19 protein-coding genes and 1 riboswitch are annotated in these 19,611 nt (G+C 60.1%); of the genes, 16 read left to right on the forward strand and 3 right to left on the reverse strand.

From position 1 onward, the window contains the following. Positions 1-42: 42 nt before the first annotated feature. The 12 genes from dnaJ (at position 43) to radC (ending at position 9,762) form a co-directional block, all read left to right on the forward strand. Entirely contained in the window at positions 43-1,188 is a 1,146-nt protein-coding gene (gene dnaJ / locus ACR0FE_RS08165) for a molecular chaperone DnaJ (protein ID WP_170612683.1), read from the forward strand. A 262-nt stretch (positions 1,189-1,450) separates the two neighbouring features. After that, positions 1,451-1,557, forward strand: a riboswitch (TPP riboswitch). Positions 1,558-1,602: 45 nt separating this feature from the next. Beyond that, positions 1,603-2,406, forward strand: a complete 804-nt coding sequence (gene thiD, locus ACR0FE_RS08170) for a bifunctional hydroxymethylpyrimidine kinase/phosphomethylpyrimidine kinase (RefSeq protein WP_480912285.1) — start codon at positions 1,603-1,605, stop codon at positions 2,404-2,406. Beyond that, positions 2,403-3,380: an FAD-dependent oxidoreductase gene (locus ACR0FE_RS08175; protein WP_480912288.1), complete on the forward strand. Its 978-nt coding sequence runs from the start codon at positions 2,403-2,405 to the stop codon at positions 3,378-3,380. Before thiD ends, ACR0FE_RS08175 begins: the two co-directional genes overlap by 4 nt. Then, a complete protein-coding gene (gene thiS / locus ACR0FE_RS08180; protein ID WP_170807144.1) occupies positions 3,364-3,558 on the forward strand; it encodes a sulfur carrier protein ThiS in 195 nt (64 codons plus the stop codon). The genes ACR0FE_RS08175 and thiS overlap by 17 nt, the downstream gene beginning before the upstream one ends. Before the next feature lies 1 nt (position 3,559). Then, complete coding sequence (locus ACR0FE_RS08185; RefSeq protein WP_480907268.1) at positions 3,560-4,330, forward strand: thiazole synthase; 771 nt, start codon at positions 3,560-3,562, stop codon at positions 4,328-4,330. Next, the gene (locus ACR0FE_RS08190) at positions 4,327-4,923 is read left to right on the forward strand and encodes a thiamine phosphate synthase (protein ID WP_480912292.1); all 597 of its coding nucleotides are present in this window, start codon (positions 4,327-4,329) and stop codon (positions 4,921-4,923) included. The genes ACR0FE_RS08185 and ACR0FE_RS08190 overlap by 4 nt, the downstream gene beginning before the upstream one ends. Then, the gene (locus ACR0FE_RS08195; RefSeq protein WP_480912462.1) at positions 4,920-5,885 is read left to right on the forward strand and encodes a HesA/MoeB/ThiF family protein; all 966 of its coding nucleotides are present in this window, start codon (positions 4,920-4,922) and stop codon (positions 5,883-5,885) included. The genes ACR0FE_RS08190 and ACR0FE_RS08195 overlap by 4 nt, the downstream gene beginning before the upstream one ends. A 20-nt stretch (positions 5,886-5,905) precedes the next feature. Continuing rightward, positions 5,906-6,841: an ABC transporter substrate-binding protein gene (locus ACR0FE_RS08200; RefSeq protein WP_480912295.1), complete on the forward strand. Its 936-nt coding sequence runs from the start codon at positions 5,906-5,908 to the stop codon at positions 6,839-6,841. Further along, positions 6,838-7,512: a thiaminase II gene (gene tenA / locus ACR0FE_RS08205; protein WP_480912298.1), complete on the forward strand. Its 675-nt coding sequence runs from the start codon at positions 6,838-6,840 to the stop codon at positions 7,510-7,512. The genes ACR0FE_RS08200 and tenA overlap by 4 nt, the downstream gene beginning before the upstream one ends. Further along, positions 7,509-8,237: an ABC transporter ATP-binding protein gene (locus ACR0FE_RS08210; protein WP_480912301.1), complete on the forward strand. Its 729-nt coding sequence runs from the start codon at positions 7,509-7,511 to the stop codon at positions 8,235-8,237. Before tenA ends, ACR0FE_RS08210 begins: the two co-directional genes overlap by 4 nt. Further along, the gene (locus tag ACR0FE_RS08215) at positions 8,234-8,971 is read left to right on the forward strand and encodes an ABC transporter permease (protein WP_170612665.1); all 738 of its coding nucleotides are present in this window, start codon (positions 8,234-8,236) and stop codon (positions 8,969-8,971) included. Before ACR0FE_RS08210 ends, ACR0FE_RS08215 begins: the two co-directional genes overlap by 4 nt. 35 nt (positions 8,972-9,006) lie before the next feature. Then, positions 9,007-9,762, forward strand: coding sequence for a RadC family protein (radC, locus tag ACR0FE_RS08220; protein ID WP_170612664.1), 756 nt, complete (start codon positions 9,007-9,009; stop codon positions 9,760-9,762). Positions 9,763-9,781: 19 nt separating this feature from the next. On the opposite strand, the gene ACR0FE_RS08225 is transcribed toward radC, so the two are convergent. The 3 genes from ACR0FE_RS08225 to secA all read right to left on the reverse strand — a co-directional run bounded on the left by ACR0FE_RS08225 (position 9,782) and on the right by secA (position 15,110). After that, complete coding sequence (locus ACR0FE_RS08225) at positions 9,782-11,338, reverse strand: phosphate ABC transporter substrate-binding/OmpA family protein (protein ID WP_170612663.1); 1,557 nt, start codon at positions 11,336-11,338, stop codon at positions 9,782-9,784. Positions 11,339-11,362: 24 nt separating this feature from the next. Continuing rightward, positions 11,363-12,292 (reverse strand): hypothetical protein, encoded by a 930-nt coding sequence (locus ACR0FE_RS08230; protein ID WP_480912305.1) that lies wholly within the window; start codon positions 12,290-12,292, stop codon positions 11,363-11,365. 100 nt (positions 12,293-12,392) lie between these two features. Beyond that, positions 12,393-15,110, reverse strand: coding sequence for a preprotein translocase subunit SecA (gene secA, locus ACR0FE_RS08235; RefSeq protein WP_480912307.1), 2,718 nt, complete (start codon positions 15,108-15,110; stop codon positions 12,393-12,395). 176 nt (positions 15,111-15,286) lie between these two features. Here secA and ACR0FE_RS08240 point away from each other — a divergent pair, with 176 nt between their 5' ends. The 4 genes from ACR0FE_RS08240 (at position 15,287) to ACR0FE_RS08255 (ending at position 19,080) form a co-directional block, all read left to right on the forward strand. Then, positions 15,287-16,135: a peptidylprolyl isomerase gene (locus tag ACR0FE_RS08240; RefSeq protein WP_170612657.1), complete on the forward strand. Its 849-nt coding sequence runs from the start codon at positions 15,287-15,289 to the stop codon at positions 16,133-16,135. 5 nt (positions 16,136-16,140) lie between these two features. Continuing rightward, positions 16,141-17,367, forward strand: a complete 1,227-nt coding sequence (argJ, locus tag ACR0FE_RS08245; protein WP_480912310.1) for a bifunctional glutamate N-acetyltransferase/amino-acid acetyltransferase ArgJ — start codon at positions 16,141-16,143, stop codon at positions 17,365-17,367. Between the two features lie 55 nt (positions 17,368-17,422). Further along, positions 17,423-17,821: an 8-oxo-dGTP diphosphatase MutT gene (mutT, locus tag ACR0FE_RS08250; RefSeq protein WP_170612653.1), complete on the forward strand. Its 399-nt coding sequence runs from the start codon at positions 17,423-17,425 to the stop codon at positions 17,819-17,821. Positions 17,822-18,045: 224 nt separating this feature from the next. Beyond that, complete coding sequence (locus ACR0FE_RS08255) at positions 18,046-19,080, forward strand: NADP-dependent oxidoreductase (RefSeq protein ID WP_170612651.1); 1,035 nt, start codon at positions 18,046-18,048, stop codon at positions 19,078-19,080. The last annotated feature ends 531 nt before the right edge of the window (positions 19,081-19,611 follow it).

Here is a 19,611-nt window from a genome sequence, read left to right on the forward strand (position 1 = left end):
TACCGGGCCGGCCCGTTTACGTTGAGGCAGAAGGAAACACTGATGTCAAAACGCGACTATTACGATGTACTCGGCGTGTCCAAGGGTGCATCGGCGGACGAGATCAAGAAAGGTTTTCGCAGGAAAGCCAAAGAGTTGCATCCCGACCGCAACAAGGACAACCCGGAAGCCGAGGCGCAGTTCAAGGAAGCGAACGAAGCCTATGACGTTCTGAAAGACGCAGAACGCAAGGCTGCCTATGACCGTTTTGGCCATGCCGCGTTTGAAAACGGCATGGGCGGCGGCGGCCGGCCCGGCGGCGGCTTTGGTCAGGGCGATTTCTCCAGCGCGTTTTCGGACGTGTTCGACGACCTGTTCGGCGATTTCATGGGTGGCCAGCGCGGTGGCGGTGGCCGTCGTGCCGCACGCGGTTCCGACCTGCGTTACAACCTGCGCGTCTCGCTGGAAGAGGCGTTTGCGGGTCTGCAAAAGACTATCAACGTGCCCGCTGCCGTGGCCTGTTCGGCCTGTGATGGATCGGGCGCTGAAAGCGGCGTTGAACCGACCACCTGTCCGACCTGTTCGGGTATGGGTAAGGTCCGCGCGCAACAGGGCTTTTTCACCGTTGAACGCACCTGTCCGACCTGCTCGGGATTGGGTCAGATCATCAAGAATCCCTGCAAATCCTGCGGCGGCGCGGGGCGGGTGGAAAAAGAACGGGCGCTGTCCGTCAATATTCCAGCCGGTGTCGAAACCGGAACCCGCATCCGTCTGGCGGGTGAGGGTGAGGCCGGAATGCGTGGCGGCCCCCCGGGCGATTTGTATATCTTTGTTGAAGTGTCCGATCACAAGCTGTTTGAGCGCGACAGCATAAACCTCTATTGCCGCGTGCCGGTCAGCATGGCCAAGGCCGCTCTGGGTGGTTCGATCGAAGTGCCCACCATCGATGGCGGTCGTGGCCGGGTGCAGATCCCGGCAGGCAGCCAGTCGGGCCGCCAGATGCGTTTGCGTGGCAAGGGAATGCCGGCCCTGCGTGGCGGTGGCGTGGGTGACATGTTCATCGAACTGGCTGTGGAAACACCGGTCAACCTGACCAGTCGCCAGAAAGAACTGCTGCGTGAGTTTGACGATCTGGGAGAGGACAACCACCCGGAATCAAAAAGCTTTTTCTCGTCGGTCAAGTCTTTCTGGGATGGGATGAAAAGCTAAGGGAACCGCTTTCCCGACCAAAGCCGCCCGGTTTCGGGCGGCTTTTTTGTTGCAGGGGGCGCTGCCCCCGCCGCCCTTTGGGCGCCTCCCCCGGGATATTTCTGGCCAGATGAAGGAAAGATCCCTTGTTCATCTGGCCCCAAATATCCCGGAGCGCGAGGCAGAGCCTCGCAAATACCTTTGGCCTTACCCAAGGGATCAGGGTGGCCATAAAACAGATCAAATTCAGTCTTGTATTTTTTTGATGTGCCTGTGATTGTCCGGTCAACCGTTGGGGTGCCCTGATCGAAGGGCTGAGAGGCGTCAATGCGCTAACCCATCGAACCTGATCCGGGCAATACCGGCGTAGGGAACGGTCTCAGATTGTCAGACGTTTTCAATGCGCGCGTTGCCCAATTTTGATGGAGCAACGATATGACGCCTATTGCGCTGACAATTGCAGGCTCGGACAGTGGCGGTGGGGCCGGAATACAGGCTGACATCAAGGCAATGTCTGCCTTGGGGGTTTATGGTGCCAGCGTGATCACCGCCGTGACCGCGCAAAACACACGGGCCGTTACCGCCGTTCACGGGATCCCGCTGAATACTGTAGCCGCACAGATCGATGCCGTTCTGTCTGATCTGAGCGTGGGCGCCGTCAAGATTGGCATGTTGGCGACGCCGGACATCATCCGATGTGTTGCAGACAGCCTTGCAGGGTTCCGTGGTTCCATCGTTCTGGATCCTGTGATGATCGCCAAATCCGGCGATGCCCTGTTGACGGAAGACTCGGTTGAGACATTACGGGCGGTGCTCGTGCCCATAGCCACGCTATTGACGCCGAACTTGCCCGAGGCCGGACGCCTTTTGGATTGCCCGGCTGCGGAGACGCCGGATCAGATGGTAGAACAGGGGCTTGCCTTGTGTGACATGGGCGCAGGTTCCGTTCTGATGAAGGGCGGGCATGGATCCGGCGACATTTGCCATGATCTCTTGATCGACGCTTCGGGCTTGGTGGCAGAGTTCACGGCACCGCGCCGAAATACCAAAAACACGCATGGCACCGGTTGTACATTGTCCGCGTCAATTGCTGCCGGCCTGGCGCTGGGAAAAACGCTGATGACGGCCGTTGCAGATGCACACAGCTATCTGCAAGGCGCGATAGCCCGGTCCGATGATCTGGACATTGGTCGCGGGCATGGGCCAGTTCATCATTTTCATCAGCTTTGGCCCGCATGACTGTCTGGTCGGTCATAGGTGCCGGAGTAGCCGGTCTGACTGTTGCAACCGAGTTGGTATCGCGCGGCGCTGACGTGCAGATATTCGACCCTGCAGGTGCGCCGGGTCCACATGGCTGTTCCTGGTGGGCGGGTGGCATGCTTGCCCCCTGGTGTGAATACGAAAATGCCGAGGAGCCGGTTCTGCGGCTTGGACAAACAGCGATTGACTGGTGGGCCGCCAGAACGCGGGTGCATCGTTGCGGAACGCTGGTTGTTGCGCATTCGCGCGACCTACCGGATCTGCGCCGCTTTGCACGCCGAACGGATGGGTATTCAGAAATCGGAGGTGGAAAAATCTCCAATTTAGAGCCTGACATGAGCAATTTCGGTAACGGTCTCTTCTTCCGGGCGGAGGCCCATCTTGATCCCCGGCAAGCGTTGCGGGACCTCTACAGCCACCTCAGGGACAGAGGTGTACCCTTTCACCGTAAACTGGCCCCTTCCCGGTTGGAGAATGCGATCGATTGCCGGGGGTTGCACGCGCGTGAGATCTTGCATGATCTGCGTGGCGTCAAAGGCGAGATGCTGGTGATCCGCTGCCCGGATGTCACTCTCTCTCGCCCTGTGCGACTGCTGCATCCGCGCATGCCGCTTTATGTCGTCCCGCGGGGTGACGGGGTCTACATGCTGGGCGCAACGATGATCGAATCCGAGGACAGCGGCCGGATTACCGCCCGCTCGATGTTGGAGCTTCTCAGTGCGGCTTATGCGCTGAACCCGGCCTTTGGTGAGGCTGAGATCCTGGAAATCGGTGTCGATCTTCGCCCCGCTTTTCCCGACAACCTGCCTCGCATCCGCCGGTTGGGTCGAACGATCTATGCCAATGGCCTGTATCGCCATGGCTACTTGCTTGCGCCCGCGTTGGCACAGGGCGTCGCCGATCTGGCGCTGGAAAACAAACATTCGGAGATGGTCGATGAAGATCGTGCTTAATGGCGAGGCGCGCGAAAGCCGCGCAGAAACCCTGTCAGATTTGTTGGTGGAATGTGGATTCTCGGGCTGCGTAGCTACCGCTGTGAATGAACAGTTCGTCCCTTCAAGCCTTCGACTGGCACTAAAACTCGAAGATGGTGACCGGGTCGAAGTTGTCGCCCCGATGCAGGGGGGCTGACGTGAAGACCTTTTACGGCACAGAACTGCCCAATCCGCTGATGCTGGGCACGGCGCAGTATCCCAGTCCGGCCATTCTGGAACAAGCGTTTCGCCTCAGCGGGGCCGGTGTTGCCACGGTATCCCTGCGCCGTGAAGGCGCGGGTGGGGCCGGGCAGAGCTTTTGGCGGATGATCCGCGACCTGGGTGTCATTGTCCTGCCCAACACCGCCGGATGCCACACGGTGAAAGAGGCTGTGACAACCGCCCAGATGGCGCGCGAGGTTTTTCAGACCAATTGGATCAAGCTGGAACTGATCGGTCATACCGACAGCCTGCAACCGGATGTGTTTCAACTGGTCGAAGCCGCCCGCATCCTGACGGAAGATGGATTTCAGGTCTTTCCCTACACAACGGACGATCTGATCGTCGGTGAACGCCTGTTGCAGGCGGGTTGCGAGATTCTGATGCCGTGGGGCGCGCCCATCGGGTCCGGGCGCGGTCTGAACAACGAATATGCGCTGCGGGCGCTGCGGGCTGCGTTTCCCGATGTACCGCTTGTCATTGATGCCGGTATCGGCCGTCCAAGCCACGCCGCGCATGCGATGGAGCTGGGCTATGATGCTGTTCTTCTGAACACGGCGGTGGCCCGTGCCGGTGATCCGGTCGAGATGGCGCGTGCAATGGCATTGGCGATTCAGGCCGGCCAATTGGCCCATAAGGCCGACCCGATCGAGGCACGCGACATGGCTGAACCCTCAACCCCCGTGATCGGAAAGGCATTTCTGTCATGACGCTGGACCGGTTCTATCCGATCTTCGATCACTCCGACTGGCTGCACAGGATGCTGCCTCTGGGCGTCAAACTGGTGCAGTTGCGGATCAAAGACCAACCGGACGATGCGGTGCGCGCCCAGATTATGATCTCGCTCGAACTGTGCCGCAGCCACGGCGCCCGACTGGTCGTGAACGACCATTGGCAGCAGGCAATAGAGGCAGGCTGCGACTGGGTCCACCTGGGGCAGGAGGATCTGGATGATGCCGATCTGCATGCCATCCGCCGGGCAGGCCTGAAACTTGGTGTTTCAACCCATGACGATGATGAGCTTGAGCGGGTTCTGTCGATGGACCCCGACTATGTGGCGCTCGGACCTATCTATCCGACCATCCTGAAAAAGATGAAGTGGCGGCAGCAAGGTCTGCCCCGCGTGACCGAATGGAAAGCGCGGGTGGGGCGTATCCCATTGGTCGGCATTGGTGGAATGACCGTCGAGCGCGCGCCGGGCGTGTTCGAGGCTGGGGCCGATATTGTCGCGGCAGTAACCGACATCACGCTGAACCCTGACCCCGAAGCGCGGGTACGCGAATGGATCGACACCACGCGATGAACCGTTACGAACGCCAGATGATCCTGCCCGAAGTGGGGCCCGAAGGGCAGGCGGGCCTGTCCGCTGCACGAGTACTTGTCGTCGGAGCCGGAGGGCTGGCTGCGCCGGTTCTGCCGCTGTTGGCAGGGGCAGGGGTGGGTCACATCATGGTTGTTGATGGCGATGTCGTTGATCTGTCGAACCTGCACCGGCAAACGCTTTTCACGGAACGGGATGTCGGCTTGCCAAAGGCTGAAGTTGCGGCGCGGCGCTGTCGCGACCTCAACTCCAAGCTTGAAGTCACCAGCCAAAGCCAGGCCCTGACATGCGAAAACGCGGCAAATCTGGTGTCGCGGTCGGATGTGGTCCTGGATTGTGCGGATAGTTATGCGGCCAGTTATGTCCTGTCGGACAGCTGTCTGGCACAGGGAAAGCCGCTGATCAGTGCCTCGGTGCTCGGGTTTTTAGGTTATGTGGGCGGCTTTTGCGGCGGCGCGCCGTCTTTACGGGCGCTGTTTCCAGACGCGCCCGACAGTGGTGCCAGCTGCGCCTCAGCAGGTGTTTTGGGTCCGGTTGTCGGTGTGATCGGCGCGATGCAGGTGCAAATGGCGCTGAGCGTGATCCTGGGCCTGCAACCATCGCCGCTGGGCCAGATGGTGAACTTTGATGCCCGCACCCTGCGCAGCAACAGTTTCCGTTTCGATGATGCGCCAGAACCCGCAAGCTGTTTCCGTTTCCTGTCTGCCAGCCAACTCACGGCCGAAGACCGGATCATCGAACTTCGCGGCACGGATGAAGCGCTGGTTCCGATACACCCCGGCGCGGAACGGCTAACGCCCGAAGGATTGCCATACATAGATCCTAAACAAGGGAAAAGACTGGCCCTTTGCTGCGCCACTGGTCTTCGGGCGTGGCGCGCAGCCGAACGGATTCAATCGGATTGGCCGGGCGAGATTGTCCTCGTCGCGGCCTCAACCTCGTGAACAGGAAGGAAACGCGAGTTATGAAGAAACTGATCACAGTCATATCGCTGCTGGCCGCTGCGCCGGCCTGGGCTGACGACAAGATGACCATTTTGCTGGACTGGTTCATCAACCCCGATCACGGCCCCATTATCGTGGCGCAGGAAAACGGCTATTTCGCCGAACAGGGGCTTGAAGTTGAAATCATCCCGCCTGCGGACCCGTCCGCACCGCCGCGTCTGGTTGCTGCGGGGCAGGCCGATCTGGCTGTATCCTACCAGCCGCAACTGCACCTGCAGATCCACGAGGGTCTGCCCCTGAAACGTGTCGGCACGCTAGTCGCGACCCCGCTCAACTGCCTTCTGGTATTGGAAGATGGCCCGGTCAAAACCCCGGCAGACCTGAAGGGCAAAAAAATCGGCTTTTCTGTCGCGGGCGTGGAAGAGGCGGTTCTGGGCACCGTTCTGGGCAAATATGACATCGCACTGACCGATGTCGAAATGATCAACGTCAACTTCTCGCTTTCGCCGTCGCTGATGTCGGGGCAGGTAGATGCGGTGATCGGCGCCTACCGCAATTTCGAGCTGAACCAGATGGACATCGAAGACCATCCCGGCACCTGCTTCTATATCGAGGAAGAGGGCGTGCCGTCCTATGATGAACTGATCTATGTCGCGAACCCGGACACAATGGATACCGACAAGATCGCCCGTTTTCTGGCCGCGACGGAAAAGGCAACACAGTTCATCGTCAACAACCCCGAAAAAAGCTGGGAAATCTTCGCAGCAACCTCGCCCGAGCTGCAGGATGAGCTGAATGCCCGTGCCTGGTTCGACACGCTGCCGCGTTTTGCCCTGCGCCCGGCCGGGCTCGATGCCGGTCGGTACACCCGGTTCGAGGTTTTTCTGAAAGACAGCGGCATGATCGACAGCATCAACCCGGTCAGCGCCATCGCCATCGACGTGACTGCGCAATGAATGAATATGGCAAGGCCTTCGCGCTGATGCGCGATGCGGCGCAGGGGCCGTGGCGGGATTATACCCGCCACGCCTTTGTCGAAGGGTTGAAGGACGGAACGCTTCCGCGCGCGGCATTCCTTCACTATCTGCGGCAGGACTGTGTATTTCTGATCCATTTTGCCCGTGCCTGGGCGCTTGCGGTGGTGAAATCGGAAGCCCACGAAGAGATGCTGGCCGCCTCGCGCACGGTGAACGGTCTGATCAGCGAAGAGATGAAACTGCATATCGGTGTCTGCGAGGCGGCGGGCATTTCACAGCAGGACCTGTTTGCGACGCCCGAGCGTGCCGAGAACCTGGCCTATTCGCGCTTTGTGCTCGAGGCAGGCTACAGCGGTGACTTGCTGGACTTGCTGGCAGCGCTTGCGCCTTGCGTCATGGGCTATGGCGAGATTGGCGCGCGTCTGGCAACCGAGGCCACGTCCGAAACCTATCGGGACTGGATCAACGCCTATGCCAGCGAAGACTATCACGCTGCATGCAAGGCGGTTGGAGAGTTGCTCGATCAGGCTCTAACATGGCGCATTGGTCAAGATTTTGAAGCCTCCCCTCGCTGGGACCGCCTGAGCCGGACGTTCCGCACCGCGACCGAACTTGAAGTCAGTTTCTGGCAGATGGGCATGACGCCATGATGTCTGCCCTCGCCCTGACCATCAGCGGACAGGCCACAATCGGCGGCGCGACCCTGTTCGCGCCGCTTTCGCTTACACTGGCGGCAGGGGAATGGACCTGTCTTCTGGGCGGTTCCGGCGTCGGAAAAACCACCATCCTGCGCCTGATCGCGGGATTGCAGACCGGGGCGAAGTTCTTAGGGCAAATCACGACCGACGATGGCTTGCCGGTGCCAGAACGTGTCGCGTACATGGCGCAGGACGATCTGTTGCTGCCTTGGGCAAGTGTGGCTCGGAATATCACGCTGGGCGCACAGTTGAGGGCGGAAAAGGCCGATCTGAACCGGCGCGACCGTCTGATCAAACGGATGCGCCTTTGGGATCACCTGACCACGAAACCGTCGGAACTGTCAGGTGGTCAGCGCCAGCGCGTGGCTCTTGCCCGAACGCTGATGGAGGACCGCCCTTTCGTATTGCTGGACGAGCCGTTTTCGGCCCTTGATGCCCGAACCCGCGCCGATATGCAGGATCTCGCGGCCGAGGTGTTGCGGGGCCGCACCGTTTTGCTGGTCACCCACGATCCGGCCGAAGCCGCCCGGCTGGGGCAAACCATTATTGTCATGACCCGGCACGGGCTGACCAAATGCCAGCCGCCCCGGGCTCCGGCCCCCCGCAAAGTGGACGACCCGGACTCGTTGGCCACGCAAGGCGCATTGTTGCGCCTGCTGTTACAGGAGGCAGCATGAAATACCTGTCTCCGCTTGCGGCCGCGCTTTTTGCCCTTGTCGTCTGGCAGGGCATCGTCACCTTCACGGGCTGGCCGAAATTCATCCTGCCCGGCCCGGCCATTGTCGCCGAAACATGGTGGGACAACCGGTGGATCATCGCAAAGGACACCTGGGTGACGGCCATCGAGGTTCTGACCGGCTTCGTTTTTGGTGTAACCTTGGGCGTTGTCACAGCCGTCTCGCTGGCCAGTTCGCGCATGACCCGGATCCTGGTGCGACCCTTGCTGGTGTTCACGCAAGCCCTGCCGGTTTTTGCCCTGGCACCGCTTTTGACGCTTTGGCTGGGGTTTGATCTTTGGTCGAAAGTGGCAATGGCCATGCTGATCATCTATTTTCCGGTGACGTCATCCTTTTTTGATGGATTGATGCGCACTCCGGCAGGATATCTGGACCTTGCACGCACCATGCAGGCCAGCCCGCGCGCAGTTTTGTGGCATATCCGAATACCGGCCGCCCTGCCCTCGTTGGCTTCGGGGATGCGGCTGGCGGCTGTCTACGCACCCATCGGGGCCGTGATCGGAGAATGGGTCGGTGGCTCGTCCGGGGGGTTGGGGAACCTGATGCTGCTGGCCAACGGGCGGGCCAAGACGGACCTGATGTTCGCGGCCATGCTGACGCTGGGTGTATTTTCGATCCTGCTGCACATGGTGGTGCACCGCGCCACGGCGCGCATGGCGGGTGAGGTGCGTTAACGTTTCGGAAAGCAATTCTGCGCCAGTCTGCGCGTATGACCAACGACGCCTTTGCCGAAGCCCCGATGCTTTTTGAAAACGACGAAGCCCCGGTGCAGCCGCTGCCGGCAGGCCGGTTGCCGTCTTATATCAAGGACCATCGCAAAAGGCTGCGCGAACGGTTCATGTCTGGCGGTTCTGCAGCGATGCCGGATTATGAGCTGCTGGAGCTGGTCCTGTTCCGCTCGATCCCCCGACAGGACGTAAAGCCCCTGGCCCGGGCCCTGATGGACGAACTGGGCGACTTCAACCGGGTGCTGACCGCGCCCGAAGAACGGTTGCGACAGATCAAGGGTGTCGGCGACAGCGTGATCACGGATCTGAAGATTCTGGAAGCCTGCGCCCATCGCATGGCCCGCGCACGGGTGATGCAACGGCATGTGATCTCGGGCTGGAACGCATTGCTGGATTATTGCCACACCACCATGGCCCATCGCGAGACCGAGCAGTTTCGCGTGTTCTACCTTGATCGCAAGAACGTCCTCATCGCGGATGAGGAACAGGCCAAGGGCACGGTGGACCATGTTCCCGTCTACCCGCGCGAGGTGGCGAAAAGGGCGCTGGAACTGAATGCCTCGGCTTTGATCCTGGTGCACAACCACCCGTCAGGTGATCCCACGCCATCACAGCCCGACATCGACATGACCAATCGCATTCATGATGCCTGTACAGCGCTTGGCCTGGTGCTGCACGATCACCTTATCATCGGAAAATCGACAGAGCTGAGTTTCCGGTCGCAGGGCTATCTGTAGCTGTCGGTGGGATTCGAAGTCACTCGATCCAGACTTCGACCCGGCGGTTGATCTTGCGGCCCCATTCGGTGTCGTCGCAGGCCATGGGCATGGCTTCGCCGAACCCTTCGACCGAGATCTCGACACTGTCTGGGATCGCGGTCTCAACAGCGGCCAGAACTGCGTTGCGCACTGTTTTGGCCCGCAATAGCGCAATGCGGGCGTTCCCCGCCGCTGGCCCGTCACCATCGCTGAATCCCACGAAGGTCAGCTTTCGGGCCTCGTAGGCACCGGCCTCAAGCGCCTGCGCCAAGTGCAGAATGTTCGCGCGGGACTGGGCATCCGGGCGCGAAGACCCGGCCTCGAACCGGAAAGACAGCGACAGGCGTGACATCGGGCGCAGCGTTTCGATCATCTGTTTCAAGCTGTCCAGGCCAACTTCGTCCCCGCCGTTTGCGATTGCGTTGGCAAGGCGGTCCCCCTGCAATCCGATACGCATGGTCTCGGGTGCCTGATCCACGAAACCGGCCTGCCGTATCGCCATCTGAGCTTCCGGGCTTTGGGTATAGGCCAGAAACTGTCGTGCGATCCGGGGCAGGCGGTATGACGGCAGGTACAGGAACATAGGTGAGGTTAGCGGATAATCCTCGGTCTTGATCGATTGCCGGGTCGCCGTCAGCGCGTGGCCGCAGCCCCCGGCAAGCGGCAGCGCGCGAACCTTGTCAGCTTCGGCCCGGCTGGCGATTCCGATGGCAAACGGATCCTCGGCCACTGCGTGAACCAAGTCGTTGCTGCGCCCATGCCGCAGGACCGTGTCGGACAGCGCCACGCCAGCGGGCGCAAGCAACTGATCCTCGAAGGCCTGGGACAAGCCCGATCCTATGTCCGGCAGATGTAGCGCAATCGGCGCATCGGCCCCGCCCAGTTCGGCCCAGTTCAGGATTTCGCCGGAATACACGCGTGCCAGATCCGTGGGCGAGATCTGTCGTATTGCGTTGACGGCGGACACCACAGGCACCATCGCATCCAGCGCCACGACCCGGGATCGCCGCGCTTTTGTCAGATCGCCCATCCCGGCGTCTTCCGCAGCCAGTCGCTCACCCGGACGGATTTCGCGCAAGGCCATGACGATATCGGTTTCATTCGCGCTCAGATCGGAAAACCCCCGGCCTGTATTGCCCACGCGAAAGAAGAACCGCCCCAAAGGTCTGGGTCGCCCGGGTTGAAACAGCTCGTAGGCAAAGGTTGCCGAGTCAATCCGTGATGGGGTCGCCGACAACTCTTCTTGTTGGGCAAAACCAAGAATCAGGGCAGGCATGACTTTCTCGGCCATGACGGACGACCCGGAGAACCGGACCTCTGCCACAAAATCGGTCAGATTGGGGCAGGCGGGGCCATCGCAGGTCACGCCGGACCCGTCCACCGTCAGTTCACCGAATTGGGTGTCGATGCGATAGAACTCGCCATCATATCCCAGCAGGTTTCCAGTTACCTCGACCTTGCCGTCATGCGAGGTCAGCGTGATGTCCTGCGCCTGGGCACCGGGCGCCAGCGTTGCCAGAAAAAGTGCAGCCACTGCTGCACGTAAGGATGTCATAGGAGTTTCGAGCCTGCCTGCGGTTTACTTTGCCGCGATTGTCAGGTCTTGGAACAGATTATTCAACACCAGAAACTCTCCGACCTGCGAACAGTCGGGCAGGTTCAGCACCAGATCGCGTGAGCGTAGGCGGCGGTCGGCGCGCAGTTCCAGCGACTGTACGCTCAGATCCGAGCCGCAATTGGCCTTGGTCACGTCAGCCTCGACCGTCAGGCCGATGGCACCCGATTGCGCAGACTGGCCGGAAGGGAAGGAATAAATCTCGATATTCTGCGTGGTGCCAAGACCCGGCTGGCCCATATGGACAACCTCGCCGACACCCGTTGCCGAGCTGTCCGCCCAGACATGCCCGTCACCGCCATAGCTGGCACCAAACTCCAGCGCGTGAATCTGTAGATCGGTCGTGCCCTTCCATTGCAGCGCGACGCGGTCGTACTGGCTTATGTCCGGCACGTGCGTCGTTGCCACCGTACCTTTTTGATCGTCGAAGGAAATCAGAAAAATCGCGTATTCCGACAGCACCGGCATCGTCAGATCCAAGGCGCCGTTTTCATCCGTCTGTTGAGAAACGGCCAGCCCGCTGTGATGAACCTCGATCCGTTGGTTGGCGTGGCAGGGGGCCTTGACGATCAACCTTGCCGCTGCACCGGGCACTGCGGTGGCGCGCGCGCTCAGGTTGCAGTCGGTCACTACTTCGGGGCCGGTTTGGCCGGGTTGCAGGCTGCGCTGCGAGGGTGCCGGAGCAGAAAGTGACGCGGTGCTTGCAGAAGACGAGGTAAGCGCGAACTGCTCGAGCCCGGCCAGCCCAACAGGCTGTCCCGCGGCAGAAGCCACAGAGATACCGGCCTGATTTCCATCAGGTTGCGCGGCAGATCCATTCTGCATCAGGTAACCGATGGCGAGCGCGCAGACGACAGTGCCACCCATGGTCACGTAGTTTCTTACAACGAACAAGACACCCTCCCCAGTTGAAGGAGCGAGTCACACTTTCCCGGTCAATCGCGGCCAATTTGTGACCGCGACGCGAAGTCATTGTGTTCGAATTTAGGTGACGTTAGGTCAGCCTGCCGTGACAGTGTTTGAACTTCTTTCCGGATCCACAGGGGCAGCGGTCGTTGCGCGACGGGTTACCCCAGGTCGCCGGATCGCTTTCGTCAAATCCGGGCCGGGCATCACCCGAGGCGTCGGCTTCTGCGACTGCTTCGGCCTGACCGGCGGCCTGTTCGACCGCCTGTTGCGCCTGGGCCTGCTGCGCCGCCATCTGGGCCAGCATCTCACGCTGCTCTTCCTCGGTCAGCGGGCGAACACGCGACAATTGCTGGGTTACGGTTTCGCGCAGGCTGTCCAGCATCCCTTCGAACAGCTGAAAACTTTCGTTCTTGTACTCGTTCAGCGGATCGCGCTGGGCATAGCTGCGGTAGCCCACGACCGAGCGCAGATGTTCCAGCGTCAGAAGATGCTCGCGCCACTTGCCGTCGATGGTCTGCAGCAACACCTGCTTTTCGATGTTGCGCATGTTCTCGGGGCCAAACGCGGCGGCCTTCTGGGCCATCATCTCGTCGGCGGCTTTGATCAGGCGCTCGCGCACCTGCTCGTCATCGACGCCTTCCTCGGCGGCCCAGTCCTGAACCGGCGCGTCGATGGTCAGCTTGTCCTTGATCGCCTCGTGCAGACCGTCGGTGTCCCACTGGTCGGCATAGGTTTTCGGCGGCATATATTCGTCGATCAGATCATCGATCACCTGTTCGCGCATGTCCGATACGATTTCCGAAAGGTCACCGGTCGACATGATCTCGCGCCGCTGGCTGAAAATCACCCTGCGCTGGTCGTTCATTACGTCGTCGAACTTCAGAACGTTCTTGCGCATGTCAAAGTTGCGGCCTTCGACCTTGGACTGGGCGCGTTCCAGCGACTTGTTCACCCATGGGTGGATGATCGCCTCGCCTTCTTTCATACCCAGTGTGGTCAGCACTTTGTCCAGCCGTTCCGAGCCGAAGATGCGCATCAGATCGTCTTCAAGGCTGAGGTAGAACACGGTGCGGCCCGGGTCGCCCTGGCGGCCCGAACGGCCACGCAGCTGGTTGTCGATGCGGCGGCTTTCATGCCGTTCCGAGGCCATGACATACAGGCCACCGGCCTCAAGCACCTTCTGTTTTTCCTCGGCGTGACGCGCCTCTTCCGCCGCGCGCAGTTCGGCGGGGTCCGCTTCGGGGTTCTCGGCAAGTGCCTGCAGAACCTTCATTTCCACGTTGCCGCCCAATTGGATGTCGGTACCGCGTCCGGCCATGTTGGTGGCGATGGTCACCGCACCCAGACGACCTGCTTCGGCGACGATTTGCGCTTCCTGCTCGTGCTGGCGGGCGTTCAGCACGTTGTGCTGAATGCCTTCCTTGGTCAGCAACTGGCTCAGCACCTCTGATTTTTCAATCGAGGTGGTGCCCAGCAAAACCGGCTGGCCCTTCTCGACCGCCTTTTTGGTTTCCTTGATCATCGCGCCGTATTTTTCGGGGGCAGTGCGATAGACCTGATCGTCCTCGTCCAGACGGGCGATCGGCTTGTTGGTCGGAACTTCGACCACACCCAGCCCATAGATCTCGGCAAATTCCTCGGCTTCGGTCAGCGCGGTACCGGTCATGCCGCCCAGCTTGTCATAAAGACGGAAGTAATTCTGGAACGTCACGCTGGCCAGCGTCACGTTCTCGGGCTGAATCTGCACGCCTTCCTTGGCTTCGATGGCCTGATGCAGGCCTTCGGACAACCGGCGGCCCGGCATCATCCGCCCCGTAAATTCGTCGATCAGCACCACATTGCCGTCGCGGACGATGTAGTCCTTGTCGCGCTGAAATAGCTTGTGCGCGCGCAGGCCCTGGTTGACGTGATGCACCACGGTCGTGCTTTCGGGGTCGTACAGCGAATGACCTTCAGGGATCAGGTCGTTTGCCAGCAACTGCTGCTCAAGATACTCGTTGCCTTCATCGGTAAAGGTCACCGAGCGCGACTTTTCGTCCAGCGAATAGTGATCGTCCTGCAGCAACGGGATCAGCGTATCGATCGCGGTATACAGGTCCGACCGGTCCTGCGATGGACCCGAGATGATCAGCGGTGTCCGCGCCTCGTCGATCAGGATCGAGTCGACCTCGTCCACGATCGCGAAATTGTGGTGCTTCTGATAGACGTCGTTCAGGTCCGCCTTCATGTTGTCGCGCAGGTAGTCGAAGCCCAGCTCATTGTTGGTGGCATAGGTGATGTCGCAGGCATAGGCCGCCTTTTTCTCTTCGTCCGGCTGACCGGACCAGATCACACCGGTCGTCATGCCTACGGCCGAGAAAACCTTGCCCATCCATTCCGCGTCGCGCTTGGCCAGGTATTCGTTCACCGTGACCACGTGCACACCTTTGCCGGTCAGCGCGTTCAGATAGGCCGGGAGGGTGGCAACCAGCGTCTTTCCCTCACCCGTTTTCATTTCCGAGATGTTGCCCTGATGCAGGAATGCGCCGCCCATCAGCTGCACGTCGAATGCCCGCAGACCCAGCGCCCGCTTAGCACCCTCGCGCACGTTGGCAAAAGCTTCGGGCAGCAAGGCATCCAGGCTCTCGCCATCCAGCGCGCGTTGGCGCAGCTCTTTGGTCTTCTCGATCAGACCCTCATCCGACAGTTTCTCAAACTCCGGCTCCAGCGCGTTGATCTTTTCGACCAGCGGGCGGGTCGCCTTGATCTTGCGGTCGTTCGGTGTTCCGAACACCTTTTTGGCAAGCGTTCCGAGTCCCAGCATGTTCACTCCAGCGGATCTGTTCTTGTCTTGGTTGCGACAGGCTTGCCCACCTTGCGCGCAACCCATAGATACGGGGGGTGAAAGGCGGCCCTGTCCAAGGCTTCAAAGCGATGTAAGCGGCAGGTTCCAGAGTGTCAACGCTGCGCCCTGTCGCGGCATGGAAATAGGATAATTCAATGCCCAAAGGCCTCACTTTTCTGCCATCGCTGGCCCTGACCGCCGTGATGGCCCTGCCACTGGCCGCCCAGACCCAGCCGGATGCGACCACTGTGGTTGCGCGCGTCAACGGGGACGAGATCACTTTGGGTCACGTGATCGCCACCGCCGCAAGCCTGCCGCAGCAATACCAGCAGATGGAAGACCAGGTTCTCTTTGACTTCATCGTCGAGCAGCTGGTCCAGCAGCAATTGCTCAGCCAGGAACAGGAAGGCCTTTCCACCTACAACGCCCTGACACTCAAGAACGAGGAACGTTCGCTGAGGGCCGTGCAGACGGTTGCCGAAATCACCGGCGGTCTGGTGACGGACGAGTCGATTCAGGCCGCCTATGACGCGCAGATCGCCGAGTTTGAAGGCGAGGACGAGTACGAGGCCAGCCACATTCTGGTAGAAACCGAGGATGAGGCCAAGGAAATCAAGACCCAGCTGGACGATGGCGCGGATTTCGCGGAGCTCGCCAGGGAAAAGTCCACCGGCCCGTCAGGCCCCAATGGCGGCGTGCTGGGTTGGTTCGGCAAGGGCCGCATGGTGCCCGAGTTTGAGGCCGCCGTGCTGGAGCTGGAAGTAGGCCAGATCTCGGATCCTGTGCAGACCCAATTCGGCTGGCACGTGATCATCCTGAACGATCAGCGCAAGTCCGAGGCCCCTGAACTTGCCGAGGTTCGCAATGAACTGGCCCAGACCATCCAGCAGGAAGCCATTCAGGCCCGTATCGACGAACTGACCCAGAAAGCCCAGATCGAGCGTCCGGCGCTGGAAGGTGCCGGTCCGGAAATCATGCGGCAGCTGGATCTGATTCAGGAGTAAGCCCCTTGGCCAATATCACTAAAGTGTCGCCGCTGGCACCTGCGGCCTTCCCCGACCTTCCGGCCATCGACGGCGTGCGTTTCGCGACCGTCGAGGCCGGTGTGCGCTATCAGGGTCGTACCGATGTCATGCTGGCAGTGCTGGATCCGGGCACATCCGTGGCCGGGGTATTCACCCGCTCGGCGACCCGCTCGGCCCCGGTGCTGGATTGTCAGAACAAGATTGGCGGATCCAGCGAAGGACCGGCAGCGATCGTTGCGAACTCGGGCAATGCCAACGCCTTCACCGGCCATTATGGCCAGACCTCGGTGGCAGAAGTAACCCAGGCCGTTTCCAAGGCCACCGGCGTTCCGGTCGAACGGGTCTTTACCTCATCAACCGGCGTGATTGGTGAACCGCTGCCTCATGAACGCATCGTGGCTCAGCTTGAGACGCTGAAGGCGGGGCTCAGCCGTCATGCGATCGAGGATGCCGCCCGCGCCATCATGACCACCGATACCTTCCCGAAAGGAGCCTCAGCGCAGGTTCAGATCGATGGTAAAACAGTCTCTATTGCAGGGATTGCCAAGGGCTCCGGCATGATCGCGCCGGACATGGCGACGATGCTGGTCTACATCTTCACGGATGCCCGGGTCGAGCAATCGGCACTGCAGGCGATGCTGCGCGCGCAGACGGACCGGACGTTCAACTGCATCACCGTCGACAGCGACACCTCGACTTCGGACAGCCTGCTGTTGTGCGCGACGGGGGCCTCGGGGGTGGACGCCACCGGCAATGCGGCGTTTGCCGAGGCGCTGGAAGGCGTCATGCTGGATCTGGCACAGCAGGTGGTGCGCGACGGTGAAGGCGCAACGAAATTCGTGGAAATTCGCGTGACTGGTGCGGCCTCGGATGCGGATGCCAAGGTGCATGGGCTGGCTATCGCCAACTCTCCGCTGATCAAGACGGCCATCGCGGGCGAAGACCCCAACTGGGGCCGCGTGGTCATGGCTATCGGTAAGTCCGGTGCCGCAGCGGATCGGGACCTGCTGAGCATTTCCTTCGGGGATATTCTGGTGGCCGAGAAAGGCTGGGTCAGCCCCAACTATCGCGAGGAAGACGCCGCCGCCTATATGAAAGGTCAGGATTTGGTCATTGCCGTTGATCTGGGGCTGGGCGAGGGCAAATCCACCGTCTGGACCTGCGATCTGACCCACGGCTATATTGAGATCAACGCGGACTATCGCTCGTGAAACCGGAGCAATTCCAGCAAAAGTGGAGCCCGGTTTTGCGTCCGGGATTGCGACCATGAAAACCGTGTTGGTGTCTGCGGTCGCTCTGATCGATATCGAGGGCCGGGTTCTGTTGGCGCAGCGCCCAGAGGGTAAATCCATGGCTGGCCTGTGGGAGTTCCCCGGTGGCAAGATCGAACCCGGCGAAACCCCCGAGGCCGCTTTGATCCGCGAATTGCATGAGGAGCTGGGCATCGATACCTGGGCGTCCTGCCTGGCCCCGCTGACCTTTGCCAGTCACAGCTATAGTGACTTCCATCTGCTGATGCCGCTGTTTGCCTGCCGCAAATGGCAGGGCATCCCGCAGTCGAAAGAAGGACAGGCGTTGAAATGGGTCCGCGCGAATGATTTGCGCAGCTACCCGATGCCTGCGGCGGATGTGCCGCTGATCCCGATCCTGCGGGATTGGTTGTAGAGTGGAATGCATAAGACAGTTAGAGTGATCAGCCTGGACGCCGGGTATGCGGACCCAGAGACGGCTTGGAGCGCACCGCCGATGTTCGGAACACGGCCAAAAGCCAATGTCGCATTGATCGGACCCGAGTTTTCCCGCAAAGAGCATGTTTCACGCCACGCGCCTTCTGCACCGGCCCATAACGTGGCAATGTCTTTGTGGTTCGGCAACAGAAGGAGGCCAAAATGGCACAGACATCGGATATCAACCGTCAAATTGTTCTCGCCGAGCGACCAAAAGGTCAACCAGACGACAACACACTGAAATTGCAGACAACCGATGTGCCAGTGCCCGGCGAAGGCGAAATGCTGGTGCGCACGGTTTACCTGTCCTTGGATCCCTACATGCGGGGGCGCATGAATGATGCCAAGTCCTACGCCGAGCCTGTGGCGATCGGAGAAGTCATGACTGCCCAGGTCGTTGGGCAGGTGGTGACTTCCAATCTCGAGGGCTACGAAGAAGGCGACTTCGTGCTTTCCGGCAGTGGCTGGCAAGACTATGCGATCTCCGACGGAGTTCAGGTGATAAACTTGGGTAAGAACCCGCAGAACCCATCCTGGGCTTTGGGTATACTTGGGATGCCTGGCTACACCGCATACGCAGGACTTTTGAAAATTGGAGAGCCAAAACCGGGCGAAACCGTCGTTGTGGCAGCGGCAGCTGGGCCGGTCGGGGCAACAGTCGGGCAAATCGCAAAGCTGAAAGGATGCCGGGTCGTTGGTATTGCCGGAGGGCCCGAGAAATGCGCTCACGTGGTCGAAACCCTCGGGTTTGATGCCTGCATTGATCACCGGTCGGATGATTTGGCCACCGAATTGCGCGAAGCATGTCCGAACGGGATTGACGTGTATTTCGAAAACGTTGGGGGCAAAGTGCTTTACGCGGTTTTGCCGCTGCTTAACCCTTTTGCTCGTATCCCCGTGTGTGGCGTGGTGGCTTGGTATAATTTGCCTGGTCTTCCAAAGGGACCTGATATGGGACCGGCCATCATGGGCACCATACTGCGTATGAAGGTTAAGATGCAGGGCTTTATCATCTACGACAGTTTTCCGCTGTCGCTGTACAAAGAGTTTGCTCGGGACATGACCGCTTGGCTTCAAGATGGGTCCGTCAAATACAAAGAGCACGTCGTGGAAGGGCTTGAAAACGCTCCTGCGGCCTTTAATCAACTGCTGGTTGGCGGGAATTTTGGAAAGATGGTTGTCAAAGTCGGGTCGTAGGCACCCGACTACTCCGATCGGAGCTGCCTTTTGCCGAAAGATGCTTCCACAGAAGTTATTGGGCTCAGTTGGCGGCGCGGGGTTAATGTCTTCATCCGCGACGATCCTAAGCATCAGTTTTCAAACGGTTTTGAACCTTGGCAAGCTGCGGCCAATCACTCGTGACCGCAGCCTAGAAACTGGGGCTGGCAATTCATCCAGATTAAGCTTCCTGTGCAATTTGGGCTACCGAGCAATCACAGTTGGTCATAGTTCGCAATACTTGCGCAGTTTCTGTTCCGGGACCGTTCAAATCACCCGCGCACCCCGCCTCCAACCCGCCGCAATGTCAGTGACCATTTGAAGAATGGGCCGTCCTTTCTCCGCCTCGCTCTTGCCGGAAGCACTCTTTCTCTAAGTGTGCGCTTTGTACAAATCAGAAGATCACCACTCTACCCCTGTTACAATTCGTAAGAATTGAGAAAACATCAGGAAAAAGTTGACGCTGATTGTGCCACTGTCCCAAATCGGGGCATTGGCGTTCGGACCCTG

It is taken from the genome of Ruegeria sp. K7 (assembly GCF_056531785.1).

What these genes read in the sequence shown, in the direction of transcription:
- ACR0FE_RS08200 (WP_480912295.1), top strand. Translation starts at nt 5,906, where the DNA reads ATGAAGAAACTGATCACAGTCATATCGCTGCTGGCCGCTGCGCCGGCC.
- secA (WP_480912307.1), bottom strand. Translation starts at nt 15,110, where the DNA reads ATGCTGGGACTCGGAACGCTTGCCAAAAAGGTGTTCGGAACACCGAAC.
- ACR0FE_RS08175 (WP_480912288.1), top strand. Translation starts at nt 2,403, where the DNA reads ATGACTGTCTGGTCGGTCATAGGTGCCGGAGTAGCCGGTCTGACTGTT.
- ACR0FE_RS08195 (WP_480912462.1), top strand. Translation starts at nt 4,920, where the DNA reads ATGAACCGTTACGAACGCCAGATGATCCTGCCCGAAGTGGGGCCCGAA.
- ACR0FE_RS08190 (WP_480912292.1), top strand. Translation starts at nt 4,327, where the DNA reads ATGACGCTGGACCGGTTCTATCCGATCTTCGATCACTCCGACTGGCTG.
- tenA (WP_480912298.1), top strand. Translation starts at nt 6,838, where the DNA reads ATGAATGAATATGGCAAGGCCTTCGCGCTGATGCGCGATGCGGCGCAG.
- radC (WP_170612664.1), top strand. Translation starts at nt 9,007, where the DNA reads ATGACCAACGACGCCTTTGCCGAAGCCCCGATGCTTTTTGAAAACGAC.
- dnaJ (WP_170612683.1), top strand. Translation starts at nt 43, where the DNA reads ATGTCAAAACGCGACTATTACGATGTACTCGGCGTGTCCAAGGGTGCA.
- ACR0FE_RS08215 (WP_170612665.1), top strand. Translation starts at nt 8,234, where the DNA reads ATGAAATACCTGTCTCCGCTTGCGGCCGCGCTTTTTGCCCTTGTCGTC.
- mutT (WP_170612653.1), top strand. Translation starts at nt 17,423, where the DNA reads ATGAAAACCGTGTTGGTGTCTGCGGTCGCTCTGATCGATATCGAGGGC.
- ACR0FE_RS08210 (WP_480912301.1), top strand. Translation starts at nt 7,509, where the DNA reads ATGATGTCTGCCCTCGCCCTGACCATCAGCGGACAGGCCACAATCGGC.
- ACR0FE_RS08240 (WP_170612657.1), top strand. Translation starts at nt 15,287, where the DNA reads ATGCCCAAAGGCCTCACTTTTCTGCCATCGCTGGCCCTGACCGCCGTG.
- thiD (WP_480912285.1), top strand. Translation starts at nt 1,603, where the DNA reads ATGACGCCTATTGCGCTGACAATTGCAGGCTCGGACAGTGGCGGTGGG.
- thiS (WP_170807144.1), top strand. Translation starts at nt 3,364, where the DNA reads ATGAAGATCGTGCTTAATGGCGAGGCGCGCGAAAGCCGCGCAGAAACC.
- ACR0FE_RS08255 (WP_170612651.1), top strand. Translation starts at nt 18,046, where the DNA reads ATGGCACAGACATCGGATATCAACCGTCAAATTGTTCTCGCCGAGCGA.
- ACR0FE_RS08225 (WP_170612663.1), bottom strand. Translation starts at nt 11,338, where the DNA reads ATGACATCCTTACGTGCAGCAGTGGCTGCACTTTTTCTGGCAACGCTG.